Origin of the sequence: Amycolatopsis ultiminotia, from assembly GCF_039536925.1 — a bacterium.
In the GTDB taxonomy this organism is placed as follows: Bacteria; Actinomycetota; Actinomycetes; order Mycobacteriales; family Pseudonocardiaceae; genus Amycolatopsis; species Amycolatopsis ultiminotia.
Genome location: NZ_BAAAZN010000002.1, coordinates 322,358 through 340,026 on the forward strand (window position 1 = coordinate 322,358; position 17,669 = coordinate 340,026).

Annotated in this window: 13 protein-coding genes; 5 read left to right on the forward strand and 8 right to left on the reverse strand. The window is 70.8% G+C overall.

All coding sequences use genetic code 11. From position 1 onward, the window contains the following. Positions 1–42 precede the first annotated feature (42 nt). Together ABD793_RS06410 and ABD793_RS06415 are read right to left on the reverse strand one after the other, a co-directional pair. Positions 43–699 (reverse strand): potassium channel family protein, encoded by a 657-nt coding sequence (locus ABD793_RS06410; protein WP_344856339.1) that lies wholly within the window; start codon positions 697–699, stop codon positions 43–45. Next, positions 699–1,364, reverse strand: a complete 666-nt coding sequence (locus ABD793_RS06415; protein WP_344856340.1) for a potassium channel family protein — start codon at positions 1,362–1,364, stop codon at positions 699–701. Before ABD793_RS06415 ends, ABD793_RS06410 begins: the two co-directional genes overlap by 1 nt. Before the next feature lie 152 nt (positions 1,365–1,516). Between ABD793_RS06415 and ABD793_RS06420 the strand changes: the two genes are divergently transcribed. Together ABD793_RS06420 and ABD793_RS06425 are read left to right on the forward strand one after the other, a co-directional pair. Further along, positions 1,517–3,574 carry an APC family permease gene (locus ABD793_RS06420; protein WP_344856342.1) on the forward strand — a complete coding sequence of 686 codons (2,058 nt, stop codon included), beginning with the start codon at positions 1,517–1,519 and terminating at the stop codon, positions 3,572–3,574. Then, complete coding sequence (locus ABD793_RS06425) at positions 3,571–4,761, forward strand: class I SAM-dependent RNA methyltransferase (RefSeq protein ID WP_344856344.1); 1,191 nt, start codon at positions 3,571–3,573, stop codon at positions 4,759–4,761. Before ABD793_RS06420 ends, ABD793_RS06425 begins: the two co-directional genes overlap by 4 nt. A 4-nt stretch (positions 4,762–4,765) precedes the next feature. On the opposite strand, the gene ABD793_RS06430 is transcribed toward ABD793_RS06425, so the two are convergent. Continuing rightward, on the reverse strand, positions 4,766–5,866 hold the full coding sequence (locus ABD793_RS06430; RefSeq protein ID WP_344856346.1) for an ABC transporter substrate-binding protein: 1,101 nt from the start codon (positions 5,864–5,866) through the stop codon (positions 4,766–4,768). Between the two features lie 513 nt (positions 5,867–6,379). Here ABD793_RS06430 and ABD793_RS06435 point away from each other — a divergent pair. Then, positions 6,380–7,879, forward strand: coding sequence for an alpha/beta fold hydrolase (locus ABD793_RS06435; protein ID WP_344856348.1), 1,500 nt, complete (start codon positions 6,380–6,382; stop codon positions 7,877–7,879). A 59-nt stretch (positions 7,880–7,938) separates the two neighbouring features. Here ABD793_RS06435 and ABD793_RS06440 read toward each other — a convergent pair whose 3' ends face one another. The 3 genes from ABD793_RS06440 to ABD793_RS06450 are packed head-to-tail and all read right to left on the reverse strand — an operon-like array spanning position 7,939 to position 12,505. Then, positions 7,939–9,486 carry a GMC family oxidoreductase gene (locus tag ABD793_RS06440; RefSeq protein WP_344856350.1) on the reverse strand — a complete coding sequence of 516 codons (1,548 nt, stop codon included), beginning with the start codon at positions 9,484–9,486 and terminating at the stop codon, positions 7,939–7,941. Then, complete coding sequence (locus ABD793_RS06445) at positions 9,483–11,006, reverse strand: APC family permease (protein WP_344856352.1); 1,524 nt, start codon at positions 11,004–11,006, stop codon at positions 9,483–9,485. The genes ABD793_RS06440 and ABD793_RS06445 overlap by 4 nt, the downstream gene beginning before the upstream one ends. A gap of 29 nt (positions 11,007–11,035) precedes the next feature. Further along, a complete protein-coding gene (locus ABD793_RS06450) occupies positions 11,036–12,505 on the reverse strand; it encodes an aldehyde dehydrogenase family protein (RefSeq protein ID WP_344856354.1) in 1,470 nt (489 codons plus the stop codon). Positions 12,506–12,721: 216 nt separating this feature from the next. On the opposite strand from ABD793_RS06450, the gene dxs reads away from it, so the two are divergent. After that, positions 12,722–14,638, forward strand: a complete 1,917-nt coding sequence (gene dxs, locus ABD793_RS06455; protein WP_344856356.1) for a 1-deoxy-D-xylulose-5-phosphate synthase — start codon at positions 12,722–12,724, stop codon at positions 14,636–14,638. A gap of 100 nt (positions 14,639–14,738) precedes the next feature. Here the strand turns inward: dxs and ABD793_RS06460 are convergent, their stop codons facing one another. After that, the gene (locus tag ABD793_RS06460) at positions 14,739–15,383 is read right to left on the reverse strand and encodes an FMN-dependent NADH-azoreductase (protein WP_344856358.1); all 645 of its coding nucleotides are present in this window, start codon (positions 15,381–15,383) and stop codon (positions 14,739–14,741) included. Positions 15,384–15,478: 95 nt separating this feature from the next. On the opposite strand from ABD793_RS06460, the gene ABD793_RS06465 reads away from it, so the two are divergent. After that, positions 15,479–15,928 carry a MarR family winged helix-turn-helix transcriptional regulator gene (locus ABD793_RS06465; RefSeq protein WP_344856359.1) on the forward strand — a complete coding sequence of 150 codons (450 nt, stop codon included), beginning with the start codon at positions 15,479–15,481 and terminating at the stop codon, positions 15,926–15,928. Between the two features lie 261 nt (positions 15,929–16,189). Here ABD793_RS06465 and ABD793_RS06470 read toward each other — a convergent pair whose 3' ends face one another. Next, positions 16,190–17,662, reverse strand: a complete 1,473-nt coding sequence (locus ABD793_RS06470) for a purine-cytosine permease family protein (RefSeq protein WP_344856361.1) — start codon at positions 17,660–17,662, stop codon at positions 16,190–16,192. Positions 17,663–17,669 lie beyond the last annotated feature (7 nt).

A 17,669-nucleotide genomic window follows, 5' to 3' on the forward strand; every position in this document is an offset into this window, starting at 1 on the left:
GGAACTGCCCGCCGGAGGCCGATTCCGGCGGGCGGGATGTCCTCAGTAGCCCAGTGCGGAGCGGATCTCCGGTTCCACGTCCGAGGTCGCCACGAAGAGCAGTTCGTCGCCTGCCTCCAGCGGGTCCTCCGGCTGCGGCACGATCACCCGGTCACCACGCAGGATGGTCACCAGCGCGGCGTCGCGGGGCAGCGACAGCTCGCTCACCGGCCTGCCCGCCAGCGGGGTCTCGTCCGGCAGGGTGATCTCGACGAGGTTCGCCTGGCTCTGCCGGAACGTCATCAGCCGCACCAGATCGCCCACGCTCACCGCCTCCTCGACCATCGCGGCGAGCATCCGCGGGGTGGACACGGCCACGTCCACGCCCCAGGCATCGGTGAACAGCCATTCGTTGGCGGGGTTGTTCACCCGCGCGACCACCCGGCGTACCGCGAACTCCGTTTTCGCCAGCAGGGACACCACCAGGTTGGCCTTGTCGTCGCCGGTGGCCGCGATCACCACGTCGCACCGTTCGATGCCGGCCTCTTCGAGGATCGACACCTCGCACGCGTCGCCGAGCACCCAGTCCGCCTGCGGGACGGCCTCCGGCTCGAACTGGTCGGCGTCGCGCTCGATCAGCATCACCTGGTGCCGCCCGTCGATGAGCTCGGTGGCGATGGACTGCCCGACGGCGCCCGCGCCCGCGATCGCGACCCGCATCAGTTCTCCTCCTCCGGGGCACGAGCGGCCACGCTCGTCACATCGCCGACGGTGCCCGAACGCGCCGCCACCCAGACCACGTCGTCGGCCTGCACCACGCTCTTGGCCTCCGGCAGCACCCCGGTGCCGAAGCGCATGATGAACGCGACCCTGGCGTGGGTGGCCTCCTGCAGCTCCTGCACGCTGCGCCCGACCCAGCCCTCGTGCAGCGGCAGCTGCAGCAGTGCGACGTTGCCGGACGGGTCCCGCCACGCCGACGCCACCCCGTCCGGCAACAGGGTGCGCAGGAACCGGTCGGTGGTCCACGGCACGGTCGCCACGGTGGGGATGCCGAGCCGCTCGTACACCGCGGCCCGCTTGTGGTCGTAGATCCGCGCCACCACGTGCTCGATGCCGAAGTTCTCGCGCGCGACCCGTGCGGAGATGATGTTCGAGTTGTCGCCGCTGGACACCGCGGCGAAGGCGCCGGCCCGTTCGATGCCCGCCTCCACGAGCACCCGGCGGTCGAAGCCGGCCCCGACGACCTGCTGGCCGTGGAAGTCACTGCCCAGCCTGCGGAACGCCTGCTGGTTCTTGTCGATGACGGCCACCTCGTGGCCGAGCCGCTCCAGCGCCGCGGCAAGGGATGCGCCGACCCGGCCGCACCCCATGATCACCACGTGCACGCTCAGCCTCCTAGCGGGGGTAGGGATGACCCGTCCGGGAGTACCCTCGGACACCAGCGCCGAACCTACCTTGCCACCACCGGTTCGGCCGCACCGTCCTCCCCTCCACCACCCCCGGCGACGGAGCCGTGCTCCGCTGTAGATTCGTGCAGGTGTCGAAGTTCCCGACCGTGCTGAAGCGGCTGGTCCTCGGGCGTCCGTTCCGCAGCGACCGGCTCGCCCAGACGTTGCTGCCCAAGCGCATCGCGCTGCCGATCTTCGCCTCCGACGCGTTGTCCAGCGTGGCCTACGCACCGGAGGAGATCTTCCTGACGCTGAGCGTCGCCGGTCTCTCCGCGTACGCGTTCGCGCCGTGGATCGGCGTTGCGGTCGCGGTGGTCATGCTGGTCGTCGTCGCGTCCTACCGGCAGAACGTGCACGCCTATCCCAGCGGTGGCGGCGACTACGAGGTCGCGGGCACCAACCTCGGCAGCAAATTCGGCCTGACCGTGGCCAGTGCACTGCTGGTCGACTACGTGATGACCGTCGCGGTGTCCACGTCGTCCGGGGTGGCCAACATCGGCTCGGCCATCCCGTGGGTGGCCGAGCACAAGGTGCTCACCGCGGTGGTGATCGTCGCGGTGCTGAGCGCACTGAACCTGCGCGGTGTTCGCGAATCGGGCAAAGCGTTCGCCATCCCCACCTACGGGTTCATCCTCGGCATCCTGGTCATGGTGGGGTGGGGACTGATCGAGGCCGCGACCGGCACCGAGATCCGCGCGGAGAGCGCGGGTTTCCAGCTGCACTCGGAGGGCAGCTGGACCGGATTCGCGTTCGTCTTCCTGATCCTGCGTTCGTTCTCCTCCGGCGCGGCGGCGCTGACCGGGGTCGAGGCGATCAGCAACGGCGTGCCCGCGTTCCGCAAGCCGAAATCGAAGAACGCGGCCAGCACGCTGCTGGCGATGGGCGTGCTCGCGGTGGTCATGCTCGTCGGCATCATCACGCTCGCGGTGATCACCAAGGTGAACTTCGCGGACCGGCCGGCCGAGCAGCTGCAGGGCGCGCCGCCGGGATACCAGCAGAAGACCATCGTGGCGCAGATCGCGCACGCGGTGTTCGCCGGCTTCCCGCCGGGCTTCTACTACATCTCCTTCGTCACCGGCGTCATCCTGCTGCTGGCGGCCAACACGGCGTTCAACGGGTTCCCGGTGCTCGGCTCGATCCTCGCCCAGGACCGGTATCTGCCGCGGCAGCTGCACACCCGCGGCGACCGGCTGGCCTTCTCCAACGGCATCCTGTTCCTGGCGGTTTTCGCGCTGGTGCTGATCATCGCGTTCGACGCGGAGGTCACCCGGCTGATCCAGCTCTACATCGTGGGCGTGTTCGTGTCGTTCACGGTGAGCCAGACGGGCATGGTCCTGCACTGGCACCGGTTGCTGGCCAGGGAAACCGATCCGGGTGCGCGGCGGCGGATGCGGCGCTCGCAGACGGTGAACACGATCGGCCTCACGCTGACCGGCACCGTGCTGGTGATCGTGCTGATCACCAAGTTCCTGCTCGGTGCGTGGATCGCGATCGCCGCGATGGTGGCGATCTTCGCGCTGATGACCGCGATCCGCAAGCACTACGACCGGGTGGCCGAGGAGCTGAAGGAACTCGGCGAAGCGCCGACCGTGCTGCCCTCGCGCAACCACGCGATCGTGCTGGTGTCCAAACTGCACCGTCCGACGCTGCGCGCGCTGGCCTACGCCAAGGCGATGCGTCCGGACGTGCTCGAGGCGGTCACGGTCAACGTGGACGATGCGGAGACCCGCAGGCTCACCCAGGAATGGGAAGCACACAAGTTCAAGGTGCCGCTCAAGGTCGTCGAATCGCCCTACCGGGAAATCACGAAACCGGTGCTGGACTACGTGAAGCGGGTGCGCGGCGACAATCCACGCAACGTGGTCACCGTGTTCATCCCGGAGTACGTGGTCGGGCACTGGTGGGAACAGGTGCTGCACAACCAGAGTGCGTTGCGGCTCAAGGGAAGGCTGCTGTTCCAGCCGGGGGTGATGGTGACCAGCGTGCCCTGGCAGCTGGAGTCGTCGCAGAAGGCGCTCGCCCGCGCGCGGCGGGCTCGTTCCCGTCCCGCGGCCGGTGACGTGCGGCGCGGGTTCGGGCTCACCGGCCCCCGCCGCTCCGCCGAAGGCCCGAAACCCACCGAATCCACCAAGGAATCCGCTGAATGACCGAAAACTGGCTGGGCCGCACACTGGAGCTCGAGATCGGCCCGGTGGCGCACGGCGGGCACTGTGTGTCCAGAATGGACGGACGGGTGGTGTTCGTCCGGCACGGGCTGCCCGGCGAACGCGTGCGGGCGCAGGTGACCGAGGACAACGGCGGCGGGTTCTGCCGGGCCGACGCGGTCGAGGTGCTCACCGCTTCCGGGCACCGGGTCACCCCGCCGTGCCCGCTGGCCGCGCCGGGCGGCTGCGGGGGCTGCGACTGGCAGCACGCCGAACCCGGGTACCAGCGCGAGCTGAAGGCGGCGGTGGTGGCCGAACAGCTCGAGCGCCTCGCCGGGATCTCCCGCGAGGTGGTGGTGGAACCGCTCGAGGGCGGTCCGCTGGGCTGGCGCAGCCGGGTACGGCTGATCGCCGGCCGCGACGGCCGGGCCGGGCTGCGCGCGCACCACAGCCATCGCGTGGTGCCGATCGACGACTGCCCGATCGCGGTGCCGGGTGCACTGGACACCGCGCTGGGCAAGCGCTGGCGGCCCGGCACCGAACTGGAAGCGACCAGCGACGGCGACGGCCACGTCCACCTGCGGGAGCTCAGCACGGTGCACGGGCGCACCAAGGGCCGCCAGCTCTCCGGCGGGCTCGCCGTGCAGCATGCGGCGGACCGCGAATGGCGGCTGGACGCGCACGGCTTCTGGCAGGTGCATCCGCTCGCCGCGGACACGCTCGCGCAGCTGACCGCCGAATGGGCCGACGCGCCGCGGGACGGGATCGCCTGGGACCTCTACGCCGGGGTCGGGCTGTTCGCGTCGGTGCTCGCCGATCAGGTCGGTCCCGGCGGGCAGGTGTTCGCGGTCGAGTCCGGCAGGCGAGCGGTGGCCGACGGGCAACGGAACCTCGCCGATCTGCCGCAGGTGCGCCTGCGTGGCGGGCGGGTGGAGCACCTGCTCACGGAGGCGCCGAAGCCGGTGGACGTGGTCGTGCTCGACCCGCCGCGCAAGGGTGCGGGCCGGGCGGTGGTCGACGCGATCGCGGAGGGTGAGCCGGACCGGATCGTCTACGTGGCCTGCGATCCGGCCGCATTGGCGCGGGACCTGTCGTACTTCGCCGGGCACGGCTATTCCCTCACCGATCTGCGGGCCTTCGATGCGTTCCCGATGACCCACCACGTGGAGTGCGTGGCGTTGCTGCAGTAGCGGGTCAGCGGGCGAGCGCGGCGGCGATCTTCGGCACGCACTCCTGCAGCCCGTAGGGCACGCTCAACGCGGTCGGGAAGGCCAGCGCGATCGCGGTCGGCATGTCGAGCGGCACGTACGCCCCGCGCCGGACGGCCGGGATCCGCTGGAACAGCGGTTCGGCCTCCAGCCGGGTGCGGCTTCCCGGCGTGGCGTAGGTCAGCACGAGCACGTCGGCGTCGAGCAGGTCCAGCTGTTCCGGGCTGATCTGCGAGCGGCCGGGGATCGAGGTCTGCGGCAACGACGTCACCTTCGGCGACAGTACGAGCCCCAGCTGTGCCAGGAAGAGCGCCGACGCGTCCTGCGCACTGCTGATCGTGGTGACCGTGCCGTCCGCGACCACCGGGCCGATGGTGAACGTGCGGCCGGCGAAACCGGGGTTGGCCTTCTTCGCCGCGGTGATCCGGTTCTGCACGTCGGTGACGAGCCGTTCGGCTTCGGCGGTGCGGCCGAGTGCGGCGCCGATCCGGCGGGTGGTGACCTGCCAGGTGTCCTTGTTGTACCCGGCCGCCGGCGAGATCGTGGGCGCGATCGCGCTCAGCGTGCGGTAGTCGCGGGCCAGGCTCGGGCGGTCGGTGCCGAGGATCAGGTCGGGACGGGCCGCCGCGATGCGCTCGAAGGGCAGCTCGGCGTCGGCGTACAGCTCGGGCAGGTGGTTCCCGGCGCGGGCCCGCAGCCACGGGGAAAGCCCGCCCGGCAGGAACTTGCCGAGATCCGGGGTGAGCAGCGGGACCACCCCGAGCGCTGCGGCAGCGTCGGTGTCGCGGTACTGGCCCACCGAGACGAGCCGTTCCGGACGCCGGGAAACGGTGGCGGTGCCCTGCTCGCCACGTACGTCGACGGGGAATCCGGGACCGGCCGCAGCGGCGGAGTCCTGCGTGTGGCTGCCGCAGGCGGCGAGTGCGGCCGTCGCCGACACCGCGGTCGCGGCGCGCAGGAAATCACGGCGGCCGAGACCGGCCCCGCTCGCGGTGATCCTCTTCGCGGCCGGACCGCCCTCGGGGTACCGCCGGAACGAAGCGGCGGCGCCGGACCCGGCCCTGGTGGATCTCCACGATGGGGACATGCGCGAATATTAGGTAAGGATTGCCTTCCTGGCAACGTCGTGCGGTCGGCACGGGCGTGCCGAACGCGCCGGTGCGCGGTCTGCGTTGCCGTGGGCACAGCGCCTCCCACGGGCACAGCGCCTCCCGCAGGCATGGTGCCTCCTACGGGCATGGCGCCTCCGGCAGGCACAGCGCCTCCGGCAGGCACGGCGCCCCCCACGGGCATGGCCCCGACGGCGCAGCCCCCATGACCGCAGCTCCCCACGAGCGCGGCTCGCTCCACGAGCGCGGCTCGCTCCGTGCGGGCCGGGTGGAGTGGGCCTGTGGCTGACCCGGGCTGGATGTGACTGTGCTCACAAATCCTTCGGAGGAGAACCCGGGGCGGTGCCCGCTCGACTGACCGGATGAGCAGTGCGGGCCGGACCGGCTGCCCGGGTGTTCCCGGGACCCGTTGGCACGCAAGCTGTTTCCCGTTGCCGATCGGCAGGCACCGGGGCTCGTCGGGCTTCATCGGGTTCATCGAGGAGTGTGGAATGTCCCTGCGCAAAGTGGTGGCGGTGGTGGGCACGGCGGTGGCCGCCCTCGGGCTCGCCGCGCCGTCCGAGGCGGCGGCTCCGCCGCAGACCTGGACGCCGTGCACGAAGCTGGCGCCGTCGTGGCCGAAGTCCGCCGGTACCGCCGCGGAGTGCACGACGGTGCGGGTGCCGGTCGACTACGCCCGGCCGGACGGGCCGGCGATGGAGATCGCGGTGGACCGGATCCCGGCGGCCGACCCGGCGCACCGGCGCGGGGTACTGGTGCTCAACCCGGGCGGTCCCGGCGGCACCGGGATCGCGACGCCCGAGCAGATCCGCACCAGCAGGCTCGGTGAACTGGGCAAGTACTACGACTTGATCGGCTTCGACCCGCGCGGCACCGGGTACAGCGCGCAGGTCGACTGCCAGGCACTCGGCGGCGGTCCGGAGCCGCAGCCCGGAGAGTCCGAAAAGGACAAGGCGCTCGCCCGGATCCGGTGGCGGGCGGACAAGTACGCTGGCTGTGCGGCGAAGGCCCCGGACCTCGCAGGCAGCCTCGGCGCGGTCACCATCGCGCGGGACGTCGACCGGATCCGGCAGGCGCTCGGCGAGCAGCAGATCGACTACTTCGGCATCTCCTGGGGCACCGCGCTGGGTGCCGCCTACCGCAGCCTGTTCGACGAGCACGTGGGCCGGATGGCGATCGACTCGGTGCTGCCCCCTGCCCTTGACCTCGACCGGTTCGAGGCGGCGGAGACGAAGGCGCGCGACGCGAACCTGCACCGGTTCGCAGGCTGGCTGGCCGACCGCGACGCGGTGCTGCACCTCGGCAGCACCGCGGATCAGGTGGTGTCCACTGTGGTCGCGCTGCGCGACGAACTCGAGGCCCATCCGCGTCAGGTCGACCAGGACGGACGGAAGTACGAGCTGAACGGGGCCTGGACGGTGAACCAGATCGGCAGCCTCTCACCGGACTGGGGTTACGCCGCTTCGGCGCTCGCGGCAGTGCGGGAGGGCAAGAATCCGCCGCCGGACCCGCACGGCGCGAGTTCCGCCGCGGCCGGCTTCGGCTGGGACGAACCGCGCCCGTACGGGATAAACCGGTTCGTCCAGCACGCGGTCAACTGTGCCGACGCCACCGGTACCCGTGATCTGGCGCAGATGTGGCGCGATTTCAGCGCGCTGCAGGCACGGTACCCGCTGTCCACATTGGACGAACCGACCTACGCGGGCAGCTGCGTGGACTGGCCCTACGCCGGGAAGAACGTCGACTACCGGCCCGGCCGCAGCCGGCTGCAGCTCATCGGGCACCAGTACGAAGCGGTGACCCCGTACGGGGCAGCGCAGGAGATGCAGCAGCGCATCGGCGGTGCATTGCTGACCGTGCAGGACGACGTGCACGGCTCGCTGTCCACGCTTCCGTGCGCGAGCAAGGTGGTCCGGTTCTTCGAGACCGGGGAACCGGCAACCGGCAGCTGCGCCGGCGGGCCGATCCCGGAGCCCCGGCCGGTGCCGTGAATCGGCCACCGCTGCCCCGGCGCCGCTCGAACCGGCACCGGGGCAGCGGGGCGGGAAGATCAGCCGCGGTCTTCCTTCAGCAGATCCGCGCACTTCTCGCCGATCGCCATGGTGGTGATGCACGGGTTCACCGTGACCAGGAACGGCATCACCGAGGCGTCGGCGACCCGCAGGCCGTCGACCCCGCGGACCCGCAACCGGGCGTCGAGGACCGCGTCCGGATCGCCGTCCGCGCCCATCCGGGCGGTGCACGCCGGGTGGTAGACGGTGTTGTGCGTCTTGCGGATGTAGTCCGCGATCTCGTCGTCGGTGCGGCAGTCACGGCCCGGTGCCAGCTCCACGCCTGCCCACTCGTCCAGTGCGGGTTGTTCGGCGATCGTGCGGGCCAGCTTGACCCCGTGGGTCATCACGCGCAGGTCGTGCTCGTCGGTGAAGTACCTCGGGTCCACCCGTGGCTTGTCGCGGAAGTCGCGGGTGCGCAGCCGGACCGTGCCCCGAGACCGGCTGCGCGTGACGTTCGGGGTCAGGCAGAAGCCGTTGTCCGTGGTCGGGTAGCCGTATCGCACGGTGTTCAGGTCGAACGGCACCGAGCCGTAGTGGAACATCAGGTCCGGCCGGTCGAGGCCGTCCTCGGTGGTGGTGAAGATGCCGATTTCCCACCACTGGGTGGATTCGGTGACCATCGGCTGCAGGGCGTCCCACATCACCAGGCCCTCCGGATGGTCCTCCAGGTTCGCGCCGACGCCGGGGGAGTCCACCAGCACGTCCACGCCGACCTCGCGCAGATGCCCGGCCGGGCCGATCCCGGACAGCATCAGCAGCTTCGGGGTGTCGATCGCGCCGGAACTGAGCACGACCTCGCGGCGCGCGGTGATCCGCTCGCGGTGGATCAGGTCCGGGGCCAGCACCTCCACGCCGGTGCAGCGGCGGCCGTCGAACAGCAGCCGCTTGGCACGGGCGCCGGTGCGGATCTCCAGGTTCGGCCGGGTGCCTTCGATCGGGTGCAGGTAGGACACCGAGGCCGAGGACCGGGTGCCGTCCTCGCGGGCGTTGATCTGGAACCAGTTCGCGCCGTGGGTCACCGTGGCGCCGGAGTTGAACTCGGTGGTCGGGATCCCGGCCTGTTCGCACGCGGAGAGCAGGGCGACCCCGGTGGGGTCGTGCGGCGGCACGGACCGGATGGTCACCGGACCGGAGCGGCCGTGGTGCGCACCGGGCCCGTCGTTCGTCTCGAGCCGCCGGTACAGCGGGAAGACGTCCGCCGCGGACCAGCCGGGCAGGCCCATCGCGGCCCAGTCGTCGAGGTCCTCGGCCGGTGCCCAGAACGCGATGCACGAGTTGTGCGAGGAACACCCGCCGAGCACCTTCGCCCGCGCGTGGCGCAGGTAGGAGTTGCCCGACTCCTGCGGTTCCACCAGGTAGTCCCAGTCGAACCCGGACTCGAGCAGCTCCATCCACCGGGTCAGGGCCAGCACCTCGGGCTGGTCCGCGTCCGACGGTCCCGCCTCCAGCAGGCACACCGTCACGGCCGGGTCCTCCGACAGCCGGGCTGCCACCACCGAACCCGCGGTGCCCCCGCCGACCACCACGTAGTCGAACTCGCTCACCGGGAAACCTCCTCATCGGACACGGGTGCGGCATGGTCGGCCAGCACCCCGATCTTGTGCCGTTGCACGAACCAGTAGTAGGCAAAGCCGCCGGCCGCGAAGACGCCGACGAACAGCACCGAAATCCACCGCAGGTACCAGTGGTACGGCGGGTCCGCGTTGTAGATCTCGTTGCGCGGCCACGCCAGGTTGATCGTCATCGCGGCGCCCCACAGCACCGCCAGCACGTTCACCGGAAGGCCCCAGCGGCCGAGCGAGAACCGTCCGGCGGTCCCGTCCCGGCGCGGCCAGCCACCGCGCAGCCTGCGCACCAGCATCGGCACGGTCACCAGCAGGTAGGACAGGTAGATCAGGATGATCGCCAGGCTGGTCACCGCGGAGAAGATCTGCGTGGAGTTGATGTTGAGCAGCAGCAGCGCGATCGCGATCACGCCGATCACCACGGCGGGCAGCACCGGGGTGCCGGTCGTCTTGTTCACCCGCGCCAGCTTCGAGCCGCCGGGCAGCGCGTTGTCCCGCGCCATCGCGAACGCGATCCGGATCGCCGCGGTGTGCACGGCCAGCACGCACACGGTGATCGCGATGAACACCACGAACAGGAACATCCGCCCGATCGCCGGGCCGAGCGCGTCGGTGAGCACGAACTGCAGGCCGACCGTGCCCAGTTCGGACGCGTGGATGTCGCCGACCGCCATCAGCGCGAACAGGATGATCAGCCCGCCGAGCACGAACGACGCGACGAGCGCACGCAGGATCGCCTTCGGCGCGTTGCGGTGCGGGTTCACCGATTCCTCGCCGAGCGACGCCGCGGTGTCGAAGCCGTACATCACGTACGAGGAGGCGATGCCCGCGATGAGGAACGCGCCGAGGTAGCCGCCGGAATGCCCGGCCCCGGTGCCGTTGGTCTCGGTCACCACGCCCGGCCCGCGCACGAAGTGGAAGGCGAGGAACACCACCAGCAGCACCGCGAACAGCAGCTCGATGAACACGCCCGCGCTGTTGATCCGGGCCATCAGCTTCACCCCGAAGGCGTTGACCAGCGTGGTGAACACGATCAGCACGCTGGCCAGCAGTACGCCGTTGGCCGCGTCGCTGGTGCCGGTGCCGTCCCCGATGAACTGGAAGAACGACGAGATCTGCGGCAGCGTGCGCTGATACGCCAGTGCGGTCGCGGCGATCGACACGATCGAGGCGAGCAGCATCATCCAGCCCGCCAGCCAGGCCAGATGGGGATTGCTGAGCTTCTTCGCCCAGTTGTAGACCGAACCGGCGACCGGGTACTGCGCGGCCAGTTCGGCGAAGCACAGCGCCACCATGAGCTGGCCGCCGAAGACCGCGGGCCAGGACCACCAGTAGGCGGGCCCGCCTTCGGACAGACCGAGGTAGGACAGCTGGAACACCCCGGTCAGCACCGAGATGTAGCTGATCCCGGCGGCGAAGGTGTGGAAACTGCCCAGCGTTCTCTTCAGTTGGTTGGTGTAGCCGAATTCACTCAGCTCGTGATCGCTGGTGTCGCTCAACGGCGCGGATCCTTCCGGTGGGGTGGGGTTCAGCCGGCGAACCAGCGCTGGGGACCGGGGCGCAGGTTCTGGTGGATGTGCTTGATCTCGGTGTACTCGGCCAGTCCGGTGGGCCCGAGTTCGCGGCCGAAGCCGGACTGCTTGTAGCCGCCCCATTCGGCCTGCGGCAGGTACGGGTGGAAGTCGTTGATCCACACCGTGCCGTGCCGCAGCCGGTTCGCCACGCGCTGGGCGCGGGCGGCGTCGGAGGTGAACACCCCGCCGGCAAGGCCGTAGTGGGTGTCGTTGGCGATGCGGACCGCGTCGTCCTCGTCGGTGAAGGTCTCCACGGTGAGCACCGGCCCGAAGGACTCCTCGACCACGGCGTTGCTGCCTTGGCGCACCTCGTCCAGGATCGTGGGCAGGTAGTAGAAGCCGTTCTGCAGCGCGGGGTCCGCCGGGCGCTTGCCGCCGGTCCGGAGGACGGCGCCTTCTTCCACGGCGGTGGCCACGTAGCGTTCCACCTTCTCGCGGTGCGCGGCGGAGATCAGCGGGCCGGTTTCGGCGTTCTCGTCGAACGGCCCGCCGAGGCGGATCCGCTCCGCGCGGCGCACCAGCTCGGCCACGAACTCGTCGTGCCACTCGCGTTGCACGATCAGCCGCGTACCGGCCGAGCAGACCTGGCCGGAATGCAGGAACACGGCGGTGAGCGCGTAGTCGAGCGCGGTTTCGAAATCCGCGTCGGCGAACACCACGTTGGGGTTCTTGCCACCCAGCTCCAGCGCGACCCGCTTCACCGTCGCGGCGGCGTTCGCGGCGATCACCCTGCCGGTGGCGAGCCCGCCGGTGAACGACACCAGGTCCACGTCCGGATGCCCGGAAAGCGGGGCACCGGCCTCCGGTCCGGCGCCGAGCACCAGGTTGCCGACGCCGCCGGGCAGGCCGGCCTCGGTGAGCAGCTTCAGGAACAGGATCGAGGTGTGCGGGGTCAGCTCGCTCGGCTTGAGCACGAAGGTGTTGCCCGCGGCCAGTGCCGGCGCGATCTTCCAGACCGTCTGCAGCAGCGGGTAGTTCCACGGCGTGATCAGCCCGCACACGCCCACCGGCTCGTGCACGATCCGGCTGAACGAGTCCGCGCTGCCGGTGTCCACCACGCGGCCCGCGTCGTTGCCCGCGAGCTTGCCGAAGTAACGCAGGCAGGCGGCGATGTCGGCCATGTCGTAGCGGCTTTCCACCAGCCGTTTGCCGGTGTCCAGCGATTCGGCGCGAGCGAACGCCTCGGCGTCGCGGTCGAGCAGGTCGGCCGCGCGCAGCAGCAGATCACCCCGTTCGGCCGCCGGGGTACCCGGCCACGGGCCGGTGTCGAACGCGCGGCGGGCGGCGGCGATCGCAGCCACCGTGTCCTCACCGGTCGCCTCGGCGACCTCCGCGACCAGGGTGCCGTCGGCCGGACAGCGGATCTCGCGCCGCCCGCCTGCGCGCGCATCCACCCATTCGCCGCCGATGTACAACTCCGCCATGGGATCCTCTCGTGCTCGGTGGTCCGGTGCGGATTATCGCGGCCACGAGGGGTGACCGCGACTTGACCGGCCGGGCGCACGGCCACCCCCGGTCGGGCAGTTGCGTTCCGGTCGGTGCTGTGACGCGCGCCGCGGGCGCGGGGGCCGCACTGGCGCCCGTCCGTAGACTGGCCCGAACCGGCGGAAACTGACAGCGGGAACGGGCGAGGTGGAGCTGTGACGATGCTGGACTCGGTGCACGGACCGGCGGACCTGAAGAGCATGAGCGTCGAGGACCTCGGCGAGCTGGCGGCCGAGATCAGGGACTTCCTCGTCGACAAGGTGCGCCGCTCCGGCGGGCACCTCGGGCCGAACCTGGGGGTCGTGGAGCTGACGCTGGCGCTGCACCGGGCGTTCGACTCGCCGCGCGACGCGATCGTGTGGGACGTCGGGCACCAGTCCTACGTGCACAAGATCGTCACCGGCCGCCACGACGGCTTCGGCAGGCTGCGCCAGCAGGGCGGGCCGGCCGGGTATCCGTGCCGCGGCGAGAGCGAGCACGATCTGGTGGAAAACAGCCACGCCTCCACCGCACTGTCCTATGTAGACGGACTGGCGAAGGCCTTCGAGCTCTCCGGCGGGCCACGGCGGCATGCGGTGGCGGTGGTCGGCGACGGTGCGCTGACCGGCGGGATGTGCTGGGAGGCGCTGAACAACATCGCCGCGCACAAGGACCGTCCGGTGGTGATCGTGGTGAACGACAACGGCCGGTCGTACTCGCCGACCGCGGGCGGCATGGCCGACCATCTGGCGTCGCTGCGGCTGCAGCCCGGCTACGAGCGGCTGCTCGACGGCGGGCGCGAGATCCTGCGCAGCACGCCCGTGGTCGGCAAGCAGCTCTACGCCGCGCTGCATGCCGCGAAAGCCGGCATCAAGGACGCGCTGAGCCCGCAGGTGATGTTCTCCGACCTCGGCCTGAAGTACCTCGGCCCGGTCGACGGGCACGATCTCGTGGCGCTGGACAAGGCGTTGCAGAGCGCACGGGCGTTCGGCGGCGCGGTGATCGTGCACGTGGTCACGGAGAAGGGCCACGGGTACGCGCCCGCGGTGAACCACCAGGCCGACCAGATGCACCAGACCGACCCGATCGACCCGGAGACCGGGCTGCCGCCGGTGAAGGGCCCGAGCTGGACCGGGGTGTTCGGCGACGAGCTGGCGAAGATCGGCGAGGAGCGGGAAGACGTCGTCGCGATCACCGCGGCGATGCTGCGTTCCACCGGGCTGGAGAAGTTCGCCGAGCGGTTCCCCCGCCGCTGGTTCGACGTCGGCATCGCCGAACAGCACGCGGTGACCTCCGCGGCCGGCCTGGCGATGGGCGGCTACCACCCGGTGGTCGCGGTGTACTCGACGTTCCTCAACCGCGCGTTCGACCAGCTGCTGATGGACGTGGCACTGCACCGCCAGCCGGTCACGATGGTGCTGGACCGGGCGGGCATCACCGGTCCGGACGGCCCGAGCCACCACGGCATGTGGGACCTGTCGCTGCTGGGCATGGTGCCCGGCATCCGGGTGGCCGCCCCGCGCGACCCCGGCACGCTGCGCGAGGAACTGCGCGAGGCGGTCGCGGTCCAGGACGGCCCGACGGCGCTGCGGTTCTCGAAGGGCAGTGTCGGCCCGGACGTCCCGGCCGTCGAGCGCCTCGGCACGGTCGACGTGCTGCGCCGCCCGAAGACCTCGCCGGACGTGCTGCTGGTCGCGGTGGGAGCGTTCGCGAAACTCGCGCTGGCGGCCGCGGACCGGCTCGCCGACCAGGGCATCGGCGTCACGGTCGCCGATCCGCGCTGGGTGGTGCCGGTGCCCGCGGAACTAGTCGCGCTGGCCGAACAGCACAAGCTCGTGGTCACCGTGGAGGACAGCGGCCGCCACGGCGGTTTCGGCTCCGCACTGGCCGCGGTGCTGCGGGACGCCGAATGCGACGTGCCGTTGCGTGATCTGGCTGTGCCGCAGGCATTCCACGAACACGGCTCACGGGACGAGGTGCTGGACCGGGTGGGCCTGACCGCACAGGACGTGGCACGGCGGATCACCGAATGGGCATCCGGACGGCTGGGCACCGACGTATCGGCCGCGACCGGCGAGAAGCCCCGCGCCTGACCCGGGGACCTGACCCGGGGGATCTGGAATGGATCCGGAACGGACCCGGCGACCGGGAGCCCGGACCGGAAGTGTCGGCCGGGGCAGGGGAGACCGGCGGTCAGGCCGCGAGTTTCGCCAGTGCCTCGCCGGTTTCCCTGGCCAGTTCGTGGCTTCGCGCGCGCAGGTCGGTGGCCTGTTCGCGCAGGTGGGCCATCGCCGGGCTGAGGTCGGCCAGCGTCAGCTCGGTCTCGATCAGCGTGACGTCGCCGCCGAACACGTCGGTGCCGAAGGTCCGGAGCAGGTACGGCACCGAGTGGTCCCAGCCCTCCTGCGGTGCGCCGGCCGAAGCCCCGCCACCACGGGCGGCGACGAGCGCGATCGGCTTGCCTGCCAGCGGGTAGGTCCGCGGCGCGAAGCGCGGGTCGGTCCACAGCAGGTCGATCCAGCACTTGAGGTGTGCGGACGTGCCCCAGTTGTAGAGCGGGGCGCCGATGACGAGCGCGTCGGCGGCGAGCACTTCGCTCGCCAGCTCGGCGGCGAGGCCGGCCGCGGACTGCTGCTCCTGGGTGGGTTCCTCGGTGCCGCGTGCGGCGAGGGCGTGCGTCCACACGGCCGGTGAAAGCGGCGTGGACAGCAGGTCGCGCCGGGCGACCACGCCCTCGGGGAGTGCGGCGGACCAGGCCCGTTCGAGCTCGTCGGTGATCTCTCGGGTCACGGATTTGTCGCCTTGGACGCTGCTGTCGATGCGGTACAGGGTGCTCATGATGCCTTCCCGGACGGATGTCGTGTCTGGATAGATAATCTGTCGGACAGACGATCTTGTCAACAGAACGTCCGGCATCCGGTTAGGATGGGGTGGTGACCACGCCCGAACACGTCGCGACGGACATCGGCTGGGCGCTGTTCGCGACGGTGCGCCGCTACCGGCACCTCACCGACGAGCTGCTCGCCGACCTGCCCGGGGGCCCGCGCGGCTACCAGGTGCTGATGGGCGCGCAGCAGGGCGGGCCGAGCAGCCAGCTCGCGCTGGCCCAGTACCTCGGCCTCGACCGCACGGTGATGACCTACCTGCTCGACGATCTGGAGTCCGCCGGGCTGGTCGAGCGCAGGCCCGACCCCGCCGATCGGCGCGTCCGCCGGGTCGAGCTGACCGAGCAGGGTGTCACCGCCCTGTGCGCGAAGCGGCAGCGCCTGAAGTGCGTGGAAGCCACCTTGCTCGCCCCGCTCGAACCCGAGCAGCGGGAAACCCTGCGCAAGCTGCTGGAGGTCCTCGCCACCTGCGACGAGCCCGGCTCCGGAGCCGGCTAGCCTCGCTCGCCTGGTGCACGTGGACATCACGAAGCCGCGCAACATCCCTGACGGCGGATGACGGATCGCGCCCATCCCGGCGCACCACCACTGAACGCCGTCACAATCGCGCACCGACCGGCTACGGCCTACCTGCGCAATGGCCGCGGACGACCGCTCCCGGCTCGCCTGCCGCGGAAATCCTGCCCCGCGAACGTCAGGAGACCGCGGCCGCACGCCGGCAACGCGCCCAGGCCTGCTTCGCCGCCAACGGAATCATCGTCAGCTCTCGTCGACCGCGGCGGGCTGTGGTGTTCCGGCGGGGTCCGGCGAGCCGGATGCGCCGTCCGGGCCGAATACTGCGCGTGGTTCCGGGAACAGCTTGACCAGCAGGGGATACGCCACGGCGGCCGTGCAGAGGGTCACCACCAGGCTGAGGTCCACCCCGCCCGCGACGGCGTGCAGCGGGCCGGTGATCATCGGCGTGTTCGCGCACAGCAGTCCCAGCACGGTGGCCGGGAGCCAGGCAGCCATCGCCCGCCAGTTCACGCCGTGGTGGAACCAGTAGCGGCCACCGGTGCGGCCTTCGTTGAACACCTGCAGATCGGCCGGATCGTAGTAGCCGCGCCGCTGCAGGTAACCGATCATCATGATCACCATCCACGGTGAGGTGCACAGCACGATCAGCGTGGCGAAGGCGTTGATGCTGGAGACGATGTCGAGCACGAAGGTGCCGAAGAAGATGAACAGCACGCTCAGCGTCCCGATCAGCAGGGTTGCGCGTACTCGCGAGAGCCGCGGGAAGATCGAGCTGAAGTCCAGTCCGGTGCCGTAGAGCGCGGTGGTGCCGGTGGACAGCCCGCCGACCAGTGCGACCACGATGAGCGGAATCGCGTACCACAGCGGCGAAACGGCGGTGAGGCCCGCGACGTACTCGGCCGGGTCGGCGACCAGCGTCGCGGTCGCGATGCCGAAGCCGAACGGCAGCAGCGTGGCCAGTTGCGCGAGGAACGGCGCGGCCAGCAGCGACCGGCGCCGGTACCGGTTCGGGATGTAGCGCGACCAATCACCGAGGAAGGCGCCGAACGAGATCGGGTTCGCCATCGCGGTGAGCACGGCGAGGATCCACGTCGGCCAGAACGTGCCCAGCGCGTACGCCCCGGAGCCCGAGTACGTGGGGTCGAACGAACCTCCGTACGCGAGGATGCCGAGCAGCATGATCGCCGTGCCGAGTACCACGGCGACGCGGTTGACCAGCAACATGAACCGGTAGCCGTAGATGCACACGACGAGCGTGGCGACGGCGATCAGGCCGTACGCGACCGCGCGCAGCACCTGGCCGCCGTCGAAGCCGAAGATCCGTTGCGCCGCACCGGCGACAGCGTCGCCGCTGACCCACACCGAGATCGCGAAGAAGGTGATCGCGGTGAGCAGCGAGAGGAACGAGCCCACGCAGCGGCCGACCACCCCGAAGTGCGCGCCGGACGACACCGCGTTGTTCGTACGCGTCACCGGGCCGAACAGCGCCATCGGGGAGAGCACGAGCCCGCCCAGCACCACACCCACGGCAGTGGCCGCGAGTGCGGAGAAGAACCCGAGGCCGTACGCGATCGGCAGAGTGCCCAGGATGATCGTGGCGAACGTGTTGGCCCCGCCGAAGGCGAGCCGGAACAGGTCCCGCGGCCGGGAGGTCTGCTCGGCAGGCGGGATCGGCGCGATGCCGTGCTGTTCGACCTCGGTGATCTTCTCGCGCATCAGCACC

Excerpts from the sequence above, each read along its gene's own strand:
- ABD793_RS06410 (WP_344856339.1), bottom strand. The coding sequence starts at position 699 with ATGCGGGTCGCGATCGCGGGCGCGGGCGCCGTCGGGCAGTCCATCGCC.
- ABD793_RS06425 (WP_344856344.1), top strand. The coding sequence starts at position 3,571 with ATGACCGAAAACTGGCTGGGCCGCACACTGGAGCTCGAGATCGGCCCG.
- ABD793_RS06430 (WP_344856346.1), bottom strand. The coding sequence starts at position 5,866 with ATGTCCCCATCGTGGAGATCCACCAGGGCCGGGTCCGGCGCCGCCGCT.
- ABD793_RS06435 (WP_344856348.1), top strand. The coding sequence starts at position 6,380 with ATGTCCCTGCGCAAAGTGGTGGCGGTGGTGGGCACGGCGGTGGCCGCC.
- ABD793_RS06450 (WP_344856354.1), bottom strand. The coding sequence starts at position 12,505 with ATGGCGGAGTTGTACATCGGCGGCGAATGGGTGGATGCGCGCGCAGGC.
- ABD793_RS06460 (WP_344856358.1), bottom strand. The coding sequence starts at position 15,383 with ATGAGCACCCTGTACCGCATCGACAGCAGCGTCCAAGGCGACAAATCC.
- ABD793_RS06470 (WP_344856361.1), bottom strand. The coding sequence starts at position 17,662 with ATGCGCGAGAAGATCACCGAGGTCGAACAGCACGGCATCGCGCCGATC.